Origin of the sequence: Rahnella sp. R3(2024) (assembly GCF_042920125.1) — a bacterium.
Classification (GTDB): Bacteria; Pseudomonadota; Gammaproteobacteria; order Enterobacterales; family Enterobacteriaceae; genus Rahnella; species Rahnella rivi.
In genome coordinates, this window is sequence record NZ_JBHGBU010000001.1 from 3,110,409 (window position 1) to 3,128,232 (window position 17,824).

The 17,824-nt window shown below is 53.9% G+C and carries 15 protein-coding genes and 1 other RNA gene; 11 read left to right on the top strand and 5 right to left on the bottom strand.

Features of this window, described 5'->3' with window-relative positions:
• The first annotated feature begins 72 nt into the window (after positions 1-72).
• From epd to ABSH60_RS13985, 9 genes are all read left to right on the top strand, one after another.
• A complete protein-coding gene (epd, locus tag ABSH60_RS13945) occupies positions 73-1,089 on the top strand; it encodes an erythrose-4-phosphate dehydrogenase (protein WP_122096071.1) in 1,017 nt (338 codons plus the stop codon).
• A gap of 73 nt (positions 1,090-1,162) precedes the next feature.
• Complete coding sequence (gene pgk, locus ABSH60_RS13950; protein ID WP_056773202.1) at positions 1,163-2,326, top strand: phosphoglycerate kinase; 1,164 nt, start codon at positions 1,163-1,165, stop codon at positions 2,324-2,326.
• 129 nt (positions 2,327-2,455) lie between these two features.
• A complete protein-coding gene (fbaA, locus tag ABSH60_RS13955) occupies positions 2,456-3,535 on the top strand; it encodes a class II fructose-bisphosphate aldolase (protein ID WP_056773197.1) in 1,080 nt (359 codons plus the stop codon).
• Between the two features lie 137 nt (positions 3,536-3,672).
• Complete coding sequence (locus tag ABSH60_RS13960) at positions 3,673-4,755, top strand: LacI family DNA-binding transcriptional regulator (RefSeq protein ID WP_390974427.1); 1,083 nt, start codon at positions 3,673-3,675, stop codon at positions 4,753-4,755.
• Between the two features lie 137 nt (positions 4,756-4,892).
• Entirely contained in the window at positions 4,893-7,991 is a 3,099-nt protein-coding gene (locus ABSH60_RS13965) for a beta-galactosidase (protein ID WP_390974429.1), read from the top strand.
• A 60-nt stretch (positions 7,992-8,051) separates the two neighbouring features.
• Positions 8,052-9,320: an MFS transporter gene (locus ABSH60_RS13970; RefSeq protein WP_056773190.1), complete on the top strand. Its 1,269-nt coding sequence runs from the start codon at positions 8,052-8,054 to the stop codon at positions 9,318-9,320.
• Between the two features lie 134 nt (positions 9,321-9,454).
• Entirely contained in the window at positions 9,455-10,342 is an 888-nt protein-coding gene (gene mscS, locus ABSH60_RS13975) for a small-conductance mechanosensitive channel MscS (RefSeq protein WP_056773188.1), read from the top strand.
• Positions 10,343-10,524: 182 nt separating this feature from the next.
• Complete coding sequence (argO, locus tag ABSH60_RS13980; RefSeq protein ID WP_122096068.1) at positions 10,525-11,142, top strand: arginine exporter ArgO; 618 nt, start codon at positions 10,525-10,527, stop codon at positions 11,140-11,142.
• Positions 11,143-11,258: 116 nt separating this feature from the next.
• Positions 11,259-12,014, top strand: coding sequence for an oxidative stress defense protein (locus ABSH60_RS13985; protein WP_390974431.1), 756 nt, complete (start codon positions 11,259-11,261; stop codon positions 12,012-12,014).
• 67 nt (positions 12,015-12,081) lie between these two features.
• Here the strand turns inward: ABSH60_RS13985 and ABSH60_RS13990 are convergent, their stop codons facing one another.
• Complete coding sequence (locus ABSH60_RS13990) at positions 12,082-12,984, bottom strand: LysR family transcriptional regulator ArgP (RefSeq protein WP_056773177.1); 903 nt, start codon at positions 12,982-12,984, stop codon at positions 12,082-12,084.
• 227 nt (positions 12,985-13,211) lie between these two features.
• On the opposite strand from ABSH60_RS13990, the gene rpiA reads away from it, so the two are divergent.
• Positions 13,212-13,874 carry a ribose-5-phosphate isomerase RpiA gene (gene rpiA / locus ABSH60_RS13995; protein WP_013576792.1) on the top strand — a complete coding sequence of 221 codons (663 nt, stop codon included), beginning with the start codon at positions 13,212-13,214 and terminating at the stop codon, positions 13,872-13,874.
• Positions 13,875-14,223: 349 nt separating this feature from the next.
• A complete protein-coding gene (gene serA, locus ABSH60_RS14000; protein ID WP_122096066.1) occupies positions 14,224-15,462 on the top strand; it encodes a phosphoglycerate dehydrogenase in 1,239 nt (412 codons plus the stop codon).
• 302 nt (positions 15,463-15,764) lie between these two features.
• Here serA and asr read toward each other — a convergent pair whose 3' ends face one another.
• The 4 genes from asr to zapA form a co-directional block, all read right to left on the bottom strand.
• Positions 15,765-16,178 carry an acid resistance repetitive basic protein Asr gene (asr, locus tag ABSH60_RS14005; RefSeq protein WP_015698458.1) on the bottom strand — a complete coding sequence of 138 codons (414 nt, stop codon included), beginning with the start codon at positions 16,176-16,178 and terminating at the stop codon, positions 15,765-15,767.
• 258 nt (positions 16,179-16,436) lie between these two features.
• Positions 16,437-17,033, bottom strand: coding sequence for a 5-formyltetrahydrofolate cyclo-ligase (locus ABSH60_RS14010; RefSeq protein WP_390974434.1), 597 nt, complete (start codon positions 17,031-17,033; stop codon positions 16,437-16,439).
• 38 nt (positions 17,034-17,071) lie between these two features.
• Positions 17,072-17,255, bottom strand: a non-coding RNA gene (gene ssrS / locus ABSH60_RS14015) — 6S RNA.
• A 47-nt stretch (positions 17,256-17,302) separates the two neighbouring features.
• The gene (gene zapA, locus ABSH60_RS14020) at positions 17,303-17,632 is read right to left on the bottom strand and encodes a cell division protein ZapA (RefSeq protein ID WP_013576788.1); all 330 of its coding nucleotides are present in this window, start codon (positions 17,630-17,632) and stop codon (positions 17,303-17,305) included.
• Positions 17,633-17,824: the final 192 nt, after the last annotated feature.

Genomic DNA, 17,824 nt, shown 5'->3' on the forward strand with positions numbered 1-17,824 from the left:
TCACCGTAAACGCACGCTGCATTACTATAGGTGTTACTGATATTGAGTAACAACCGTGTAACAGGGAGAAGTATGCCAATACGTATTGCAATTAATGGCTTTGGTCGCATTGGCCGTAGCGTATTGCGCGCGTTATACGAATCCGGGCGTCGGGCGGAAATCTCCGTTATCGCTATCAATGAACTTGCCAGCCCTGAAGGGATGGCCCATCTGCTCAAATACGACTCCAGCCACGGGCGCTTCGCCTGGGATGTCCGCCAGGAAGGTGAAAACCTTTACGTCGGCGATGACTCTATCCGTCTTTTCCATCAGCCAGATGCCAGCCAGTTGCCATGGGGCGAACTGAGCATTGACGTGGTGCTTGATTGCACCGGCGTTTACGGCAGCCGCGAAGACGGCGAAACCCAGCTTGCGGCCGGGGCCAAAAAAATTCTGTTCGCGCATCCGGGCGGTCATGATCTTGACGCCACCGTCGTTTACGGTGTGAACCACCAGTTGCTCGAACGTCAGCACCGCATTGTCTCCAATGCGTCCTGCACCACCAACTGTATTATCCCTGTGATCAAGCTGCTTGATGATGCCTACGGCATTGAGTCCGGCACGGTGACAACCATCCACTCCTCCATGAATGACCAGCCGGTTATTGATGCGTACCATGCGGATTTACGCCGTACGCGCGCTGCCAGCCAGTCCATTATTCCGGTGGATACCAAGCTTGCCGCAGGGATCACGCGCATCATGCCGAAGTTCTGCGATCGCTTTGAAGCGATCTCCGTGCGCGTGCCGACCATCAATGTCACAGCCATTGATCTGAGCGTATTTGTCGAGGGTTCTGTGACGGTAGCGGAGGTGAACCAGCTGCTGCAAAAGGCCGCAACAGGTGCTTTTCGTGGTATAGTTGACTATACCGAACTACCATTAGTCTCGACAGATTTTAACCACGATCCCCACAGCGCCATCGTAGATGGAACGCAAACGCGGGTAAGTGGAAAGCACCTGATAAAAACATTGGTCTGGTGCGATAACGAGTGGGGTTTTGCTAACCGAATGTTGGATACAACATTGGCAATGTCCGCTAGCGGTTTCTAGTACGGTTGTTCCGGCCTCTCTGGCCGAAACCGCCTTCAAGCAACTTTAAAGAGAATCAACGAGAGGATTCACCATGTCTGTTATTAAGATGAGCGATCTGGATTTAGCAGGTAAGCGCGTATTGATCCGTGCGGATCTGAACGTGCCGGTTAAAGATGGCAAAGTAACGTCAGATGCACGTATCCGCGCTTCTTTACCTACCATCGAAATTGCCCTGAAACAAGGCGCACGCGTGATGGTTACCTCGCATCTGGGTCGTCCGACTGAAGGCGAATATAACGAAGAGTTTTCTCTGCTGCCGGTTGTTAACTACCTGAAAGAACATCTGAAATCACCAGTTCGTCTGGCGAAAGATTATCTGGATGGCGTGGAAGTTGCCGAAGGCGAGCTGGTTGTTCTGGAAAACGTTCGCTTTAACAAAGGCGAAAAGAAAGACGACGAAGCACTGTCTAAAAAATATGCTGCACTGTGTGACATCTATGTGATGGATGCATTCGGTACCGCGCACCGCGCGCAAGCTTCTACCCACGGCGTGGGCAAATTTGCTCCAATCGCCTGTGCGGGCCCTCTGCTGTCTGCAGAGCTGGAAGCACTGGGTAAAGCGCTGGGTAACCCGGCACGCCCGATGGTGGCTATCGTTGGTGGTTCTAAAGTCTCCACCAAACTGACCGTTCTGGATTCCCTGTCCAAAATCGCTGACCAGCTGATCGTTGGCGGTGGTATCGCTAACACCTTCGTTGCCGCACAAGGCAACAACGTCGGCAAATCCCTGTACGAAGCTGACCTGGTGGATACCGCAAGCAAACTGCTGGAAACCTGCGACATTCCGGTTCCTACGGATGTTCGTGTAGCTACTGAGTTCTCTGAAACTGCCGTTGCTACCGTGAAGTCTGTCAAAGACATCAAAGATGACGAACAAATTCTCGACATGGGCGACGAGTCTGCTTACCGCCTGGCTGAGATCATCAAAAACGCTAAAACCATTCTGTGGAATGGTCCTGTAGGCGTGTTCGAGTTCCCTAACTTCCGCAGAGGAACCGAAATTGTGGCGCAGGCCATTGCTGATAGCGAAGGTTTCTCTATCGCAGGCGGCGGCGACACCTTGGCGGCTATCGACCTGTTCGGTATCGCTGACAAAATTTCCTATATCTCCACTGGCGGTGGCGCATTCCTGGAGTTCGTTGAAGGGAAAGCACTGCCAGCGGTTGTGATGCTGGAAGAGCGTGCTAAGAAGTAATGAACCCTGAACAGGAAGCATAGGGTTTCCTGTTCTTCTTTGCCGCGCGAGGGGCTGCACAGTGGAACTCGCGCGACATAGCAAACCGATTCAATCCATCTACGGCCGACGAATACAGGACAAAGAACTATGTCTAAAATTTTTGATTTCGTAAAACCAGGCGTTATCACTGGTGATGATGTACAGAAAGTTTTCGCTATCGCTAAAGAAAACAAATTTGCTCTGCCAGCGGTTAACTGCGTAGGCACCGACTCTATCAACGCCGTTCTCGAAGCTGCTGCGAAAGTCCGTTCCCCGGTTATCGTTCAGTTCTCTAACGGTGGCGCTGCGTTCATCGCAGGTAAAGGCCTGAAAACTGACGTGCCACAAGGCGCGGCAATCCTGGGCGCAATCTCTGGCGCGCACCACGTGCACCAGATGGCAGAACATTACGGCGTGCCAGTTATTCTGCACACCGACCACTGCGCGAAAAAACTGCTGCCATGGATCGACGGTCTGCTGGACGCGGGTGAAGCTCACTTTGCTAAAACCGGCAAACCACTGTTCTCTTCTCACATGATCGACCTGTCTGAAGAATCTCTGGAAGAAAACATCGAAATTTGCAGCAAGTATTTAGCTCGCATGGCAAAACTCGATATGACTCTGGAAATCGAACTGGGTTGTACCGGTGGTGAAGAAGATGGCGTGGACAACAGCCATATGGATGCATCTGCACTGTACACTCAGCCACAAGACGTTGATTACGCATACGAAAAACTGAACGCAATCAGCCCGCGTTTCACTATCGCTGCGTCATTCGGTAACGTACACGGTGTTTACAAACCAGGTAACGTGAAACTGACTCCAACGATCCTGCGTGATTCTCAGGAATACGTGTGCAAGAAACACAACCTGCCACACAACAGCCTGAACTTCGTGTTCCACGGCGGTTCCGGTTCTACTGCAGCAGAAATCAAAGAATCTGTAGGCTACGGTGTTATCAAAATGAACATCGATACCGACACCCAGTGGGCTAACTGGGACGGCATCCTGCAGTTCTACAAGAAAAACGAAGCTTACCTGCAAGGTCAGTTGGGTAACCCGGAAGGCGCGGACAAACCTAACAAGAAATTCTATGACCCACGCGTATGGCTGCGTTCTGCACAGTCTTCCATGGTGACGCGCCTGGAACTGGCATTCAAAGAACTGAACGCAATCGACGTACTGTAATTCTTACGCTTCCGGTGCTTGACCACCGGAATGTGAGGATCCTAACCAAAGGGGCTTCGGCCCCTTTTTTATTGTCTGCTTTCCGGCCACAATAGCCCGTTATACACAATCCCGCCTGAATCCCCGAAGAGAGAGCCATGAAGCCAAAATCTGTCACCCTGGATGATGTTGCGCGCCACGCCGGTGTTTCCTATCAGACCGTTTCGCGCGTGCTCAATCAGGCGGCGCATGTCTCGTCAAAGACCCGCGATAAAGTCGAGAAGGCGATGGCGGCGCTGAACTATGTGCCGAACCGTGTTGCACAGCAGCTGGCCGGTAAACAAAGTTATACGCTGGGGCTGGCGACCACTGAACTGGCGCTGCATGCTCCGTCGCAGATTGCGTCTGCGGTCAAGACCCGCGCGAATCAGTTAGGGTTTAACGTGGTGATTTCGATGACCGACAACCTGAGCCTTGCCGCCTGCCGGACGGCGGTGAGCGAGCTGATGTCACAGCGCGTCGATGGCGTCCTGATCAACGTGCCCTTGTCGAACGACAGTGCTGATGCCATTGCGCAGATGTGCGGCACCTTGCCGGCGCTGTTTCTGGATGTGGATCCCCAGGCGGATGTGTTTAAAATTCTCTTCGATCCGCATTGCGGCGCAGAGCAGGGCGTTGAGCATCTGCTGGCGCTCGGGCATCAGCAAATTGCCGTGCTGACCGGCCCGCTGGAGTCTGTTTCTGCGCGGCTGCGCTATGAAGGCTGGCTGGAGACGCTGAAAAAGCATCAGGTGACGCCCTGTGCGGTTCAGCACGGCGACTGGAGCGCGGCATCCGGCTACCAGCAGGCATTGTTATTGCTGAACCAGCCTGCGCGGCCTACCGCGATTCTGGTGGCTAACGATCAGATGGCATTGGGCGTACTGCGCGCGGTGCACGAATTCGGCCTGCGCGTACCGGAGCATATTTCGGTTATCGGCTATGACGATACCGAAGACAGCGCTTTTTTCTTCCCGCCGCTCAGTACCATCAAACAGGATTTCCGCCTGCTGGGGCATGAAAGCGTCAACCGCCTGGTTGATCACCTGCATACCCATGGCGACAGCCGCCGTTCATCGCTGTTGCTGCCGACATCGCTGGTTGAACGCCACACCACGGCACCTGTCGGCGAAGCGAGTGTTTCTCAGGAAGCGTTATCGCAGGAGCTGATCCGCATCGCACGTCAGCTCAGCGCGCTGTAATTCTCAAAATCTGAACGACCCGACGCGGAATCTGTGATCCGCGTCCCTTTCCTGCACCCCTCTGCTTTACTTACTGCGCCATGTTACGCATGTTGACTTATATTGTGAGCGCATAACAATTTTGCAGAGGATTAATGATGAGTACATCAGCGGACGAAAAACTGTCATCACTGGCCGCCGTTCTGGCCCGTCGTGACTGGGAAAAACCGGCATCCACGCAGTACAACCGCCTTGCGGCGCACCCGCCATTCAACAGCTGGCGGGATGAAGCCCAGGCCGGTCAGGGCAGTGCATCGCCGAATATCTGCCCGCTGAACGGTGAGTGGACCTTCAGCTATTTCACCCGCCCCGAAGCGGTGCCTGAACACTGGCTGAAGCAGGATCTGGCGGGAGCCGACCGCGTGCAGGTGCCGTCTAACTGGCAACTTGACGGGTATGACGCGCCGATTTACACCAACGTTCAGTATCCCATCCCGGTCAATCCGCCGTTTGTGCCCGAAGAAAATCCTACCGGTTGTTACTCGCTCACAGTTTCTGTGGATAATGCCTGGCTGAACAGTGGCCAGACGCGCATCGTGTTCAACGGCGTCAATTCTGCCTTCTATTTATGGTGTAACGGCCAGTGGATCGGGTATTCGCAGGACAGCCGTTTACCGGCGGAGTTCGATCTCAGCGGCGTATTGCAGGCGGGTGAAAATCGTCTGGCGGTGATGGTGCTGCGCTGGAGCGACGGCAGCTATCTGGAAGATCAGGACATGTGGCGCATGAGCGGGATCTTCCGTGACGTCAGTTTGCTGCATAAACCCTTTGAACAGATTACGGATTACCAGGTGCGCACGCATCTGTTCCACGGCTTTACGCAGGCCGAACTGGAAGTGCAGGTCAGCGCCGCCGTGCCGCAGGAAAACGCGGGTGATTATCAGGTGCGCGTGCAGCTCTGGCAGGGCGATAAATCGATCGCAGAACATCAGCAACCGCTCGGCAGCGACATCATTGATGAACGCGGGGCGGCGTATGACCGCACCACGTTGCGTCTGCCGATCAGCCAGCCAGCATTGTGGAGCGCGGAACAACCTGCGCTTTACCGCGCGGTGGTGTCCCTGATTTCTCCGCAGGGTCAGCTTATTGAAGCCGAAGCCTGCGACGTCGGATTCCGTCAGGTGGAAATCAGCAACGGGCTGCTGAAAGTGAACGGCCAGCCGGTGCTGATCCGCGGCACTAACCGCCACGAACATCATCCTGAAAACGGTCAGGTGATGGATGAGGCGACCATGCGTCGCGACATCGTGCTGATGAAACAGCACAATTTCAACGCCGTGCGCTGTTCGCATTATCCCAACCATCCGTTGTGGTACAGACTTTGTGACGAATACGGCCTGTATGTGGTCGATGAAGCCAATATTGAAACTCACGGCATGCAGCCGATGAACCGTCTGTCGGACGATCCGGTGTGGTTTAACGCCTTCAGCGAACGCGTCACGCGCATGGTTCAGCGAGATCGCAACCATCCGTGCATCATCATCTGGTCACTGGGCAACGAATCCGGCCATGGCGCAAACCATGACGCGATGTACCGCTGGATCAAATCTGTCGATCCGACCCGCCCGGTGCAGTACGAAGGCGGCGGCGCCAACAGCGCGGCAACCGACATTATCTGCCCGATGTATTCCCGCGTTGAGCAGGACCAGCCGTTCCCGGCGGTACCTAAATGGTCCATCAAAAAATGGATCAGCATGCCCGACGAAACGCGTCCGCTGATCCTTTGCGAATATGCCCATGCCATGGGTAACAGTTTTGGCGGCTTCGACAAATACTGGAAAGCGTTCCGCCAGTTCCCGCGTCTGCAGGGCGGTTTCGTCTGGGACTGGGTCGATCAAAGTCTGCTGCGCACCGGCGAAGACGGCGAGCGTTATATGGCTTACGGCGGTGATTTTGGCGATACGCCAAACGATCGTCAGTTCTGCATGAACGGTCTGGTATTCGCCGATCGCACGCCGCATCCTTCCTTGTTCGAAGCGCAGCGCGCCCAGCAGTTCTTCCAGTTCACGCTGACCGGCACCTCGCCGCTGACGGTGGATATTCAGAGCGAATATCTGTTCCGCCACAGCGATAACGAGCAGCTGGTCTGGCGGATTGAACGTGACGGCGAAGTGGTGTCGCAGGGCGAAGCCGTGCTCAATATTGCGCCGAACGGCAAGCAAACTCTGAATCTGGGGGATATTCCGCAGGCGGAAGGGGATTTGTGGCTGAACGTCGCGGTGCATCAGCCGCAGGCGACCGCGTGGTCAGAAGCCGGATATCGCACCGCATGGGATCAGTGGCAACTTCCGCTGGCGCTCAGCCTGCCGGTGCCGGAGAAAATCTCCTCCGCTGCGCCGGTTCTGAATCAGCAGGGCGATGTGATTTCTGTGGTACACGGCGCGCAGCGCTGGCAGTTCAGTCAGCAAAGCGGTTTGCTGGAACAATGGTTTGATGGCGAAACGCCGCGCCTGCTTTCTGCGCTGCGTGATCAGTTTGTCCGTGCGCCGGTGGATAACGACATCGGCGTCAGCGAAGTCACGCGAATCGATCCGAATGCCTGGGTGGAGCGCTGGAAAGCCGCCGGAATGTATCAGCTGGAATCGCGTCTGCTGAATATCTCCGCCGATCAGTTGCAGGACGGCGTGGCTATCGTCACCACCCACGCTTTCCTGGCGGGAGAGGAAACGCGCCTGTTAAGCCGCAAAACGTACCGCATCGACAATCAGGGCGAACTGCATATCAGTGTGGATGTGCGCGTGGCGTCGAACGTCCCGTCACCGGGGCGTATCGGGCTGACCTGTCAGCTGGCAGACACCGCCGAAAAAGCGAGCTGGCTGGGCCTCGGGCCACATGAAAACTACCCGGACCGCCGTCTGGCTGCCCTGCACGGGCGCTGGACGCTGCCGCTCGGCGATCTGTACACACCTTACGTCTTCCCGACGGAAAGTGGTTTACGCCAGAACACCCGTGAGCTGGACTACGCCGGCTGGCAGTTGCGCGGCAATTTCCACTTTGGCCTGAGCCGCTACAGCCTGCAACAGCTGATGGACACCAGCCATCGCCACCTGTTGCGTGAAGAGCAGGGCACCTGGCTGAACATCGACGGCTTCCATATGGGGGTCGGCGGCGATGATTCGTGGAGCCCGAGCGTCAGCCCGGATTTCCTGCTGACCGCCGGTCAGTACCATTACGCCTTCACCTGGAAACGCATCTGACATCCCGCGCCGTGGCGTTAATACGCTGCGGCGCAGCATTCAGTCGCAAGGAAACTGCAAATGAATTACATGAAAAATACCAATTTCTGGATGTTCGGGCTGTTCTTCTTTTTCTACTTTTTCATCATGGGGGCCTATTTCCCGTTCTTCCCGATCTGGCTGCATGACATCAATCAGATCAGTAAAAGTGACACCGGCATTATCTTCGCCAGCATCTCGCTGTTCTCATTATTGTTCCAGCCGGTGTTCGGTTTACTCTCAGATAAACTGGGGCTGAAAAAGCATCTGTTGTGGATCATTACCGGCATGCTGGTGTTGTTTGCGCCGTTCTTTATCTACGTGTTCGGCCCGCTGCTGAAAGTGAATATTTATCTCGGATCGGTGGTCGGCGGCATCTATCTCGGGCTGATTTACAATGCCGGTGCGCCCGCCATTGAAGCCTACATTGAGAAAGTCAGCCGTCGCAGCAGCTTCGAATTTGGTCGTGCGCGGATGTTCGGGTGTGTCGGATGGGCGCTGTGCGCGTCGGTGGTTGGCATTATGTTTACCATCAACAATGAGTTTGTGTTCTGGCTTGGCTCCGGCTGTGCGGTGATCCTCGCGATTCTGTTACTGATCGCCAAACCGGAAGTCACCTCCAGCGCCCGCGTCGCTAACGATCTGGGCGCGAATACCAAACCGTTCAGCCTGAAGATTGCCCTTGAACTGCTCAAGGACCGCAAACTGTGGTTCCTGGCGCTGTATGTTATTGGCGTCTCCTGCACTTATGACGTGTTCGATCAGCAGTTTGCTAACTTCTTTACCTCGTTCTTTGCGTCTTCATCAGAAGGAACACGGGTCTTCGGTTATGTCACCACCATGGGCGAACTGCTGAATGCCTGCATCATGTTCTTCGCGCCGCTTATCGTGAACCGCATCGGGGGCAAAAATGCGCTGTTGCTGGCGGGGATGATTATGTCGGTGCGCATCATCGGTTCCTCCTTTGCCTCTTCGCCGGTTGAAGTGGTGGTGCTGAAAACCCTGCACATGTTTGAAGTGCCGTTCCTGATTGTCGGCTGCTTCAAATACATTACGTCGGTGTTTGAAGTGCGTTTCTCTGCGACGATTTATCTGGTGACCTTCTGCTTCTTCAAGCAGGTGGCGATCATGTTTATGTCAGTATTCGCCGGCAACATGTATGACCGTATCGGTTTCCACGGGACTTATCTGATCCTCGGTCTGGTGGCGCTGACGTTCACCGTCATTTCAGCCTTTACGCTCACCGGACGCGGTCCGTTGCAGGCGTTCAAAACGCCGGAGCCGTTGAAAAATCACCCTGCAAATTCCTAATTTCACGGGGTTATTGCCCCGGAAATTGGCACTTCATCGCATTGTTAGTTAACCTTAAAGTACAGTTGCTGCCCGTTAATCGGGCAGCTTTGGTTTCTTAAAACCCGTCAGGGTATTTTTTTGGGGTACTTTAAATGGATGATTTGAACGTTGTGGGCAGCATTAACAATGCGGGAAACTGGCTGGTGAGAAATCAGGCTTTACTGCTGCATTACGCCGTCAACATCGTCGCGGCAATCTTTATTCTGATTGTGGGGATGATTGTCGCCCGCATCGTTTCCGGTGCCGTCAGCCGGGTCTTAAAAGTTCGTGGCATTGATATCACGGTTTCCGATTTCCTTTCCGCCATGGTGCGCTACGCGATTATCGCGTTCACGCTGATTGCGGTGCTGGGACGGATTGGCGTGCAAACCACGTCCGTGATCGCGGTCATCGGTGCCGCCGGTCTGGCCGTCGGCCTGGCATTGCAGGGTTCGCTGTCTAACTTTGCGGCGGGCGTTCTGCTGGTGATTTTCCGTCCGTTCCGCGCCGGTGAATATGTCGATCTCGGCGGTGTGGCGGGTACGGTGACTCAGGTACAGATTTTCTCGACCACCCTGCGCACACCGGACAACAAAATCATTGTGGTGCCAAACGGTAAAATCATCGCCGGTAACATCATCAACAATTCACGCGAACCGACCAGCCGTATCGACCTGACCATCGGCGTGGGTTATGACTCTGACGTTGATCTGGTGAAGAAGATCCTGTCCGATATTGTGACCGCCGACCCGCGTGTTTTGAAAGATAAAGACGTTGTGGTTCGCCTGAACGAAATGGCGGCTTCAACCCTGAATTTCATCGTGTACGCCTGGACCAGTAACGGTGATGCGCAGAGCGTGAAATGGGATCTGCTGGAATCGTTCAAACGCGCGCTGGATGAAAACAACATCAATATTGCTTACCCGCAGATGGATGTTCACCTTTATCAGGTGGCGAAAGCGGCAACCCAGCCGCAGGAAGAACGACGCACTTTCGACTAACCAATCCTTCCCGGATTCGGATTTTTACAGGCGCCTGCGGGCGCCTTTTTCATGCCTGAAATATCCCCAGGTTGATGATAAGCCGTTCTAATGGGTGATTAGAATTATCCATTTCCTCTTATGGCTGCAAAGCCCTTACACTGCGCGCATTCTCTGTTAATGACTGTTTGAAGGATAACAACGTGCTGGCAATTTTCCTGCAAGGACTGGCGATGAGCGCCGCGATGATTTTACCGATCGGCCCGCAGAATGCGTTTGTGATGAACCAGGGCATCCGCCGTCAGTATCACCTGATGATTGCCGGATTATGCGCCCTGAGCGACATTGCGCTGATTTGCGGTGGCATCTTTGGCGGCAGCGCGCTGCTGAGTCAATCCCCGACATTGCTGTTGCTGGTGAGCTGGGGCGGCGTGGCATTTTTGCTGTGGTATGGCTGGGGCGCATTTCGTACGGCATTCAGCAAAAATCCTGAACTGGCGCAGGCGGAAGTGGCGAAGCAAAGCCGTTGGAAAATTGTGGTCAGCATGATGGCTGTCACCTGGCTCAATCCGCACGTTTATCTCGATACGTTTGTGGTGCTAGGCAGTCTGGGCGGCAGCCTGAACGCAGATGAACGTTCGTGGTTTGCACTCGGCGCAGTCAGCGCATCCATTATCTGGTTCTTCGGGCTGGCGATCCTCGCGGCCATGCTCGCCCCCTGGCTTAACACCGGTAAAGTACAGCGGGTGATTAACGCGGTTGTCGGCACCATCATGTGGGGAATCGCTATTCAGCTGGCGCGCCAGACCGGGATCTTTTAAGTTTTATGACAGAGTAAGTTTTTGTCACTAATCTTAGTTTCTGTTGTAACGGATTATGCTACGGTTTCGCAGTTAATACGTTTATTGCCATATCTTTGATGATTAATGGAGGCACTGTGAAACTGAAAGCATTGACTATTGCAGCGATGTTGGGATTAGGGACATTACCACTGGCGTTGCAGGCGGCAGAATTACCTGCCGGGCCGCACGTCGTGACCTCAGGAACGGCGAGCGTTGACGCCACGCCGGATATCGCCACGCTGGCGATTGAAGTGAACGTCTCTGCGAAAGATGCCGCCAGCGCCAAGAAACAGGCTGATGAGCGAGTGGCAGAGTACTTTGCTTTCCTGCAGAAAAACGGCATTGAGAAGAAAGACATCAATGCAGCGAATTTACGTACTCAGCCGGAGTATGACTACCTGAAAGACGGAACATCACAGCTGAAAGGCTACCGCGCCGTGCGTCAGGTTCAGGTCACCTTGCGTCAGCTGGATAAACTGAATGAACTGCTGGATGGCGCGTTGAAATCGGGCCTGAATGAAGTGCGTGCCGTTGAGCTGGGCGTGGCGAATCCGGATCGTTTCCGCGATGAAGCGCGTCAGAAAGCCATTGATAACGCCACGCAGCAGGCAAAATCGCTGGCCGAAGGTTTCCACACCACGCTGGGGCCGGTCTACAGCATCCGTTATCACGTGGCTAACTACCAGCCGATGCCGGTGGCGCGCATGTATAAAACCGCCGAAGCCGCAGGGCAGAGCGATGTCGCGCAAACCTACGAGCAGCAAAGCATTCACTTCGACGATCAGGTCGATGTGGTGTTCGAATTGCAGCCTCAGGCACCCGCAGCACCCGCACCTGCACCTGCTCAGTAAGAATGATTCTGTAGAAATGAAAAAACCCGCTCAGGCGGGTTTTTTCATTTTTGGTTGAGCAGGAAGGTCAGTCCTGGCGCAGAACCTGATGCCCGTGGGCCAGCAGCGCGTCGGTGACTTTACGCATCATGCGGCTTTCCGGCGCAAAACGGTGCCAGTAAAGCATACGGCGCTGGAACAGGCCCGGCGTCAGGTCGATCAGTTCGCCGCTCTCCAGTTCTTTCTCGATTTGCAGATGCGGGATCATGCAACAGGTAGTGCCCTGACGCGCCAGCTGCACGAAGGCTTCCGACGAGTTAACGATATGGCACGGCACACTGCCCGGCGACAAATCGAAGTTCTGTTGCAGGAAGGCCTGATGCATATCGTCGAGGTGGTCAAACGCCACCGCAGGCGCTTTCAGCAAGGCGGAGCGGGTGACGCCGTTCGGGAAGTAGCGATCGGCAAAGGGTTTGGAACCGACAAACAGATAGTCCAGCGCGCCCAGTTGATCGACCAGACAGCTCGGCAGCGGCTGTGGCTGAATACTCACCGCACCGACCACTTCACCGCGACGCAGACGTTCCTGTGTGCGTGTTTCATCTTCGACCTGCAAATTCAGGCGGATAGGGGAGTCGACCAGCACCGATTTCAGCGCCGGTAACAGCCAGGTCGCCAGACTGTCGGCGTTGACCGCCAGCGAAAGCAGCAGTGGCGTATCATTACTGTCGCTGTTGCTGTCACTGCCCAGCCACTCTTCTTCCAGCAATTCCACCTGATGCAGCAAGGCCAGTAATTTCTGTCCCTGCTCGGTCGGGCGGGGTGGAACGGTACGCACCAGCAGCGGTTGGCCGAATAAATTTTCCAGTTGCTTAATACGCTGAGAGACGGCCGATTGTGTGATGCATAGCTTCTGTGCGGCGCGTTCAAAACCGCGCTCACGGATGACCGCGTCCAGTGCCTGCAACGTTCTATAGTCCGGGCGTTTCATCGGAGTTCTGTCCCTTGGGTTCAATATTATCCGGACACTATGCCACAGTTTGTCAGTTTTTGTGGTGAGGAAAATCTTGGTGTTTGCAGCGCAATTGCACTTAATAAGTGTGAGCTGGTCACGCTCTTGGCTGCCCAATCTGCCGGGACATGCTTTATAATCACCGGCACAATTCGTTTCACCGAACTATTCACGCCACTTTCGGGTTATCAGACAGAGAAGCCATTATGACGCAGGAAGAATTGAAGAAAGCAGTCGGCTGGGCCGCACTGGATTACGTTACGCCGGGCACCATTGTCGGTGTTGGTACCGGATCCACCGCCGCGCATTTCATTGATGCACTGGGGTCCATCAAAGGCCAAATCGAAGGCGCAGTCTCCAGCTCCGACGCGTCTACCGCAAAACTGAAAAGCCTTGGCATCCATGTTTTCGACAGTAACGAAGTCGATTCGCTGGATGTGTATGTCGACGGCGCAGATGAAATCAACGGTTCAATGCAAATGATCAAAGGCGGCGGCGCAGCGCTGACCCGCGAAAAAATCATTGCGGCGATTGCCAAAAAATTCATCTGTATTGTGGATGCCTCCAAACAGGTCGATGTGCTGGGTAAATTCCCGCTGCCGGTGGAAGTGATCCCGATGGCGCGCTCCTATGTTGCACGTGAGCTGGTGAAACTCGGCGGCCTGCCGGAATACCGTCAGAATGTGCTGACAGATAACGGTAACGTGATCCTCGATGTGCATAACCTGAACATTCTGGATGCCGTCGCGATGGAAAATAAGATCAACAGCATTGCCGGTGTGGTGACCGTTGGCCTGTTCGCAAACCGTGGCGCAGACGTGGCGCTGGTCGGGACTTCCGAAGGCGTGAAAACCGTTAAACTGAAGTAATGACGATATAAGCAGAAGATCTGGCTGCTTTTCCCCAAAGCAGCCAGCCTCCGCCTTGTCATCCCGCTGTCATAACGCAATGTTATGAAGATGATAATTTTCTGGTTGAATCATCTTTTCTTCAAAGGCTTTAATTTGGTGACTTATGTCACATTTCAGTATTTCTCCTCCTGAACGTCTGGCGCTGTAAAATCTAACCAGCATGAAATGCTAAAAACCAACAGGCACGGTGAGCCTTCTGCTGCCTGGCAGGCAATCGTTTGTATTGATGATGGCGGATTTTTTGTTATGTTGGCTGTGAGCAATCACCTCGCAGTTCGAATTCAGCCAGAAAATATAGGGTCGGGAAATGGCAAAAGTATCACTTGAGAAAGACAAGATTAAATTTTTGTTAGTGGAAGGCGTCCACCAAAGTGCGGTTGATACACTCCGTGCCGCGGGTTACACCAATATTGAATTTCACAAAGGTGCTTTAGATACAGAATCGCTGAAAGAGTCGATTCGTGATGCGCACTTTGTTGGACTCCGATCGCGTACTCAGCTGACCGAAGAAGTGTTCCAGGCAGCAGAAAAACTGGTGGCTGTTGGGTGTTTCTGTATCGGGACCAATCAGGTTGATCTGAAAGCCGCCACGCGTCGCGGTGTTCCGGTGTTCAACGCACCGTTTTCTAACACCCGCTCAGTAGCCGAAATGGTGCTGGGTGAAATGTTGCTGATGATGCGCGGTATTCCTGAAGCGAATGCGAAAGCGCACCGTGGTATCTGGAACAAGCTGGCCGTCGGTTCATTTGAAGCACGCGGCAAACGTCTGGGTATCATTGGTTACGGCCATATCGGTACGCAGCTGGGCATCCTGGCAGAAAGCCTCGGGATGCGCGTGTTCTACTACGACATCGAAAGCAAATTGCCGTTGGGTAATGCGCAGCCTATTGCTTCGTTGCAGGAACTGCTCAATACCAGCGACGTCGTGACGCTGCATGTGCCCGAAACCGCCGGGACAAAAGACATGATTTCTGAAGTGCAGCTGGCGCAGATGAAGCCGGGCGCGCTGCTGATCAACGCCTCGCGCGGAACGGTCATCGACATTCCTGCTCTGTGCAATGCACTGCGCAGCAAACATCTTTCCGGTGCGGCGATCGACGTCTTCCCGGAAGAGCCAGCGACCAACAGCGATCCTTTCAATTCTCCGCTGTGTGAATTCGACAACGTGCTGCTGACGCCGCACATTGGCGGTTCGACCATGGAAGCGCAGGAAGGTATCGGCCTCGAAGTGGCAGGCAAACTGGCGAAATACTCTGACAACGGTTCAACACTGTCAGCGGTTAACTTCCCCGAAGCCTCTTTGCCAGCACACACTGAGAAAGCCAGCCGTCTGTTGCATATCCACGAAAACCGTCCGGGCGTGCTGACCAGCATCAACCAGATTTTTGCGGAGCAGGGCATCAACATCGCCGCGCAGTATCTGCAAACCAGCCCGGAAATTGGTTATGTGGTTATCGATGCGGAAACAGATATCGCGACGCTGACTACCGCGTTACAGCTGATGAAAGCGATACCGGGAACCATTCGTGCCCGTTTGCTCTACTGATCGTATCAGCCATAAATGACAAAGCCGCCGAAAGGCGGTTTTTTTGTGTCTGCATAAAATGGGGTGTCAGGCGTTTAAGCGTCCTGGAAGGCGCTTCACGTTTCAGAAGTAAAAGGAGAGGGTGATCAATCCGCAGAGGATCATGGATGAAAAGGTGATTTCGAACAGGTAGCGGCGCAGCATCATCTGTCAGTACCTCCGGATAGACACTGGAGAAAAAAACACCCGGCGAACCGGGTGTTAAATTATTCAGTCTTGATAAATGTGAGCAGATGCGTTCACAAAGACTTCTGGTTTACTTCTTATGCTGCTGGTGTTGCTTTTGCAGCCGGAGCAGCTTTCTTAGCATGTTTCACGTGTTTCTTGGCAGCCTGGGCTTTCTGAGCAACCGGAGCCGCTTTCTTAGCGTGTTTCACGTGTTTCTTGGCAGCCTGGGCTTTCTGAGCAACCGGAGCTGCTTTCTTAGCGTGCTTCACGTGTTTTTTAGCCGCTTGTGCTTTCTGAGCCACTGGCGCTTTTTTGGCTGCTTTTTTGTGTTTCTTGGCTGCCTGAGCTTTCTGAACAGGTTTCTTGTGGGCTTTATGCTTGGTGGCATGAGCCGGAGCTGCCGTTGTTGTGGTCGCAGCAGGCGCCGGAGTTGCTGTAGTTTCAGCAGCGAAAGCGACAGAAGACAGGCCCATTGCAGCGGCTACAACCAGAGCTAATACTTTTTTCATCGTTTATTCCTCAAGAATTTTGGTTTGTGTGTCTACCCCACTGCGGGGCCGATGAGAGAATAGTATGCGTGTCGGCTCAGGTTGTCCGTGAGTGAATGGTTTCGGCGTGTAACGCTATGTATAAATGAAAAATAACATGTATTTCAATGCGTTGATTGGGTTGTATGTATTGTGGCTGGTTTTTTAGAGACTTAGTTACAACATACTGAAGAGGGTGGTACGCTGTCATGTGCAGGCATCAGGATCCGGGACGGTTTTTTACCACGTCCATATTTTTCCGGGTGTAATGACTTCCGGCAAAGGTACGTCCCAGTGCTCGGCTGGCAACGCATCGACCTGCTGACAGTCATGCGCTAACCCAATCGGATAGGGCCCGCCATCCTGCCAGTGCTCCAGCGTGCGGTCATAAAAACCTCCGCCCATACCCAGGCGCTGCCCGTGATTGTCGAACGCAACCAGCGGCGTCAGGATAATATCCAGTCGTGAGAGTGGAATCACCTGCGTGACATCCAGACCTGGTTCGAGGATCTTCAGACGATTGCGAACCAGCGGTGTATCCGGCGCATAGCGCAGAAACAATAAATGATGAGGCGAAAACGGATGCAGAACCGGCAGGCAAAGTTGTTTGCCTTCCTGCCATAAACGCGCAATCAACGGGGCGGTATCCAGCTCACCGTCAAAAGACAGAAACACAGATACTGTTTTAGCTGCCTGAATTTTGGGATGCGAAACGATACGTTCTGCCGCCTGAAGGGCGAAATCAGCTTGCTGCTCGGGTGTCAGGTTTTTTCTGCGTTGGCGTATTTCGGTGCGAAGGTGTTGTCTTGCTGAAGCGTACTGGGGTGTGTGCGACATAGATACATTGACCAGGATGGGATGTACCGAAAGAAAGGGGAATCTCCGAGATGCCGTCGCAGGCTGTAACCCTTGAACCCATGGTTCAAGGTGAACGTGCTGTCGCAATCTTTAGGCTTCTCGGACGGACCGAGCATGCGCACCGATTACGGATCATCACATTCTGTTGGTACTAATTATCGGCTCAGGGGACGGGCCCGCTGGCGAACATCTCAGAGAAATTTTTTACCGTTTCTGACGACCTGTGACCAGTCAGTCAGCAACGCGTGTTATTCGAAAGGCGCCCCTTCACGTTCAGAGATCCGGCCTTGTTCGAGCAGTGCCTGCTCGATGGTTTGTTGCAGCATCCGGATACGTTGTTCCATATTGGATGCGTAATCGCGAGTTTTCAACCTTTCCTGAGCAAGTTCGTGACATACGTTCAATGCCGCGATGAAAACCAGTTGCTCTGTATTGGTGACTCTAGTGCGAACTTTCAGATCTTGCAACCGCTGATTAAGATCTTCAGCTGCCAGATTCAGTGCTTCCTGTTGTTCTGGCGGACAATTCACTCGTAAAGAGCGACCAAAAATTTGAATATCTACCGGTTGTGCAGACATGCCACCTTCCTGCTAATTTATTCGTCCGCCCCAACGTGACCACTACGACCTGGCGCAGGATGTTGGAAGCGGGCGCCACTATAACTATCTCAATACCAGGTTACAACCCCATGGCTGGCTGACTGCTGCCCGATTGTTCAGAGCAGGTCATTCATACCTTAGTACGCCCAATCACAGGCTGCTAATCTGGTA

Coding starts and splice junctions, on each gene's coding strand:
- epd (WP_122096071.1), top strand. CDS start 73: ATGCCAATACGTATTGCAATTAATGGCTTTGGTCGCATTGGCCGTAGC.
- pgk (WP_056773202.1), top strand. CDS start 1,163: ATGTCTGTTATTAAGATGAGCGATCTGGATTTAGCAGGTAAGCGCGTA.
- fbaA (WP_056773197.1), top strand. CDS start 2,456: ATGTCTAAAATTTTTGATTTCGTAAAACCAGGCGTTATCACTGGTGAT.
- ABSH60_RS13960 (WP_390974427.1), top strand. CDS start 3,673: ATGAAGCCAAAATCTGTCACCCTGGATGATGTTGCGCGCCACGCCGGT.
- ABSH60_RS13965 (WP_390974429.1), top strand. CDS start 4,893: ATGAGTACATCAGCGGACGAAAAACTGTCATCACTGGCCGCCGTTCTG.
- ABSH60_RS13970 (WP_056773190.1), top strand. CDS start 8,052: ATGAATTACATGAAAAATACCAATTTCTGGATGTTCGGGCTGTTCTTC.
- mscS (WP_056773188.1), top strand. CDS start 9,455: ATGGATGATTTGAACGTTGTGGGCAGCATTAACAATGCGGGAAACTGG.
- ABSH60_RS13990 (WP_056773177.1), bottom strand. CDS start 12,984: ATGAAACGCCCGGACTATAGAACGTTGCAGGCACTGGACGCGGTCATC.
- rpiA (WP_013576792.1), top strand. CDS start 13,212: ATGACGCAGGAAGAATTGAAGAAAGCAGTCGGCTGGGCCGCACTGGAT.
- serA (WP_122096066.1), top strand. CDS start 14,224: ATGGCAAAAGTATCACTTGAGAAAGACAAGATTAAATTTTTGTTAGTG.
- asr (WP_015698458.1), bottom strand. CDS start 16,178: ATGAAAAAAGTATTAGCTCTGGTTGTAGCCGCTGCAATGGGCCTGTCT.
- ABSH60_RS14010 (WP_390974434.1), bottom strand. CDS start 17,033: ATGTCGCACACACCCCAGTACGCTTCAGCAAGACAACACCTTCGCACC.
- zapA (WP_013576788.1), bottom strand. CDS start 17,632: ATGTCTGCACAACCGGTAGATATTCAAATTTTTGGTCGCTCTTTACGA.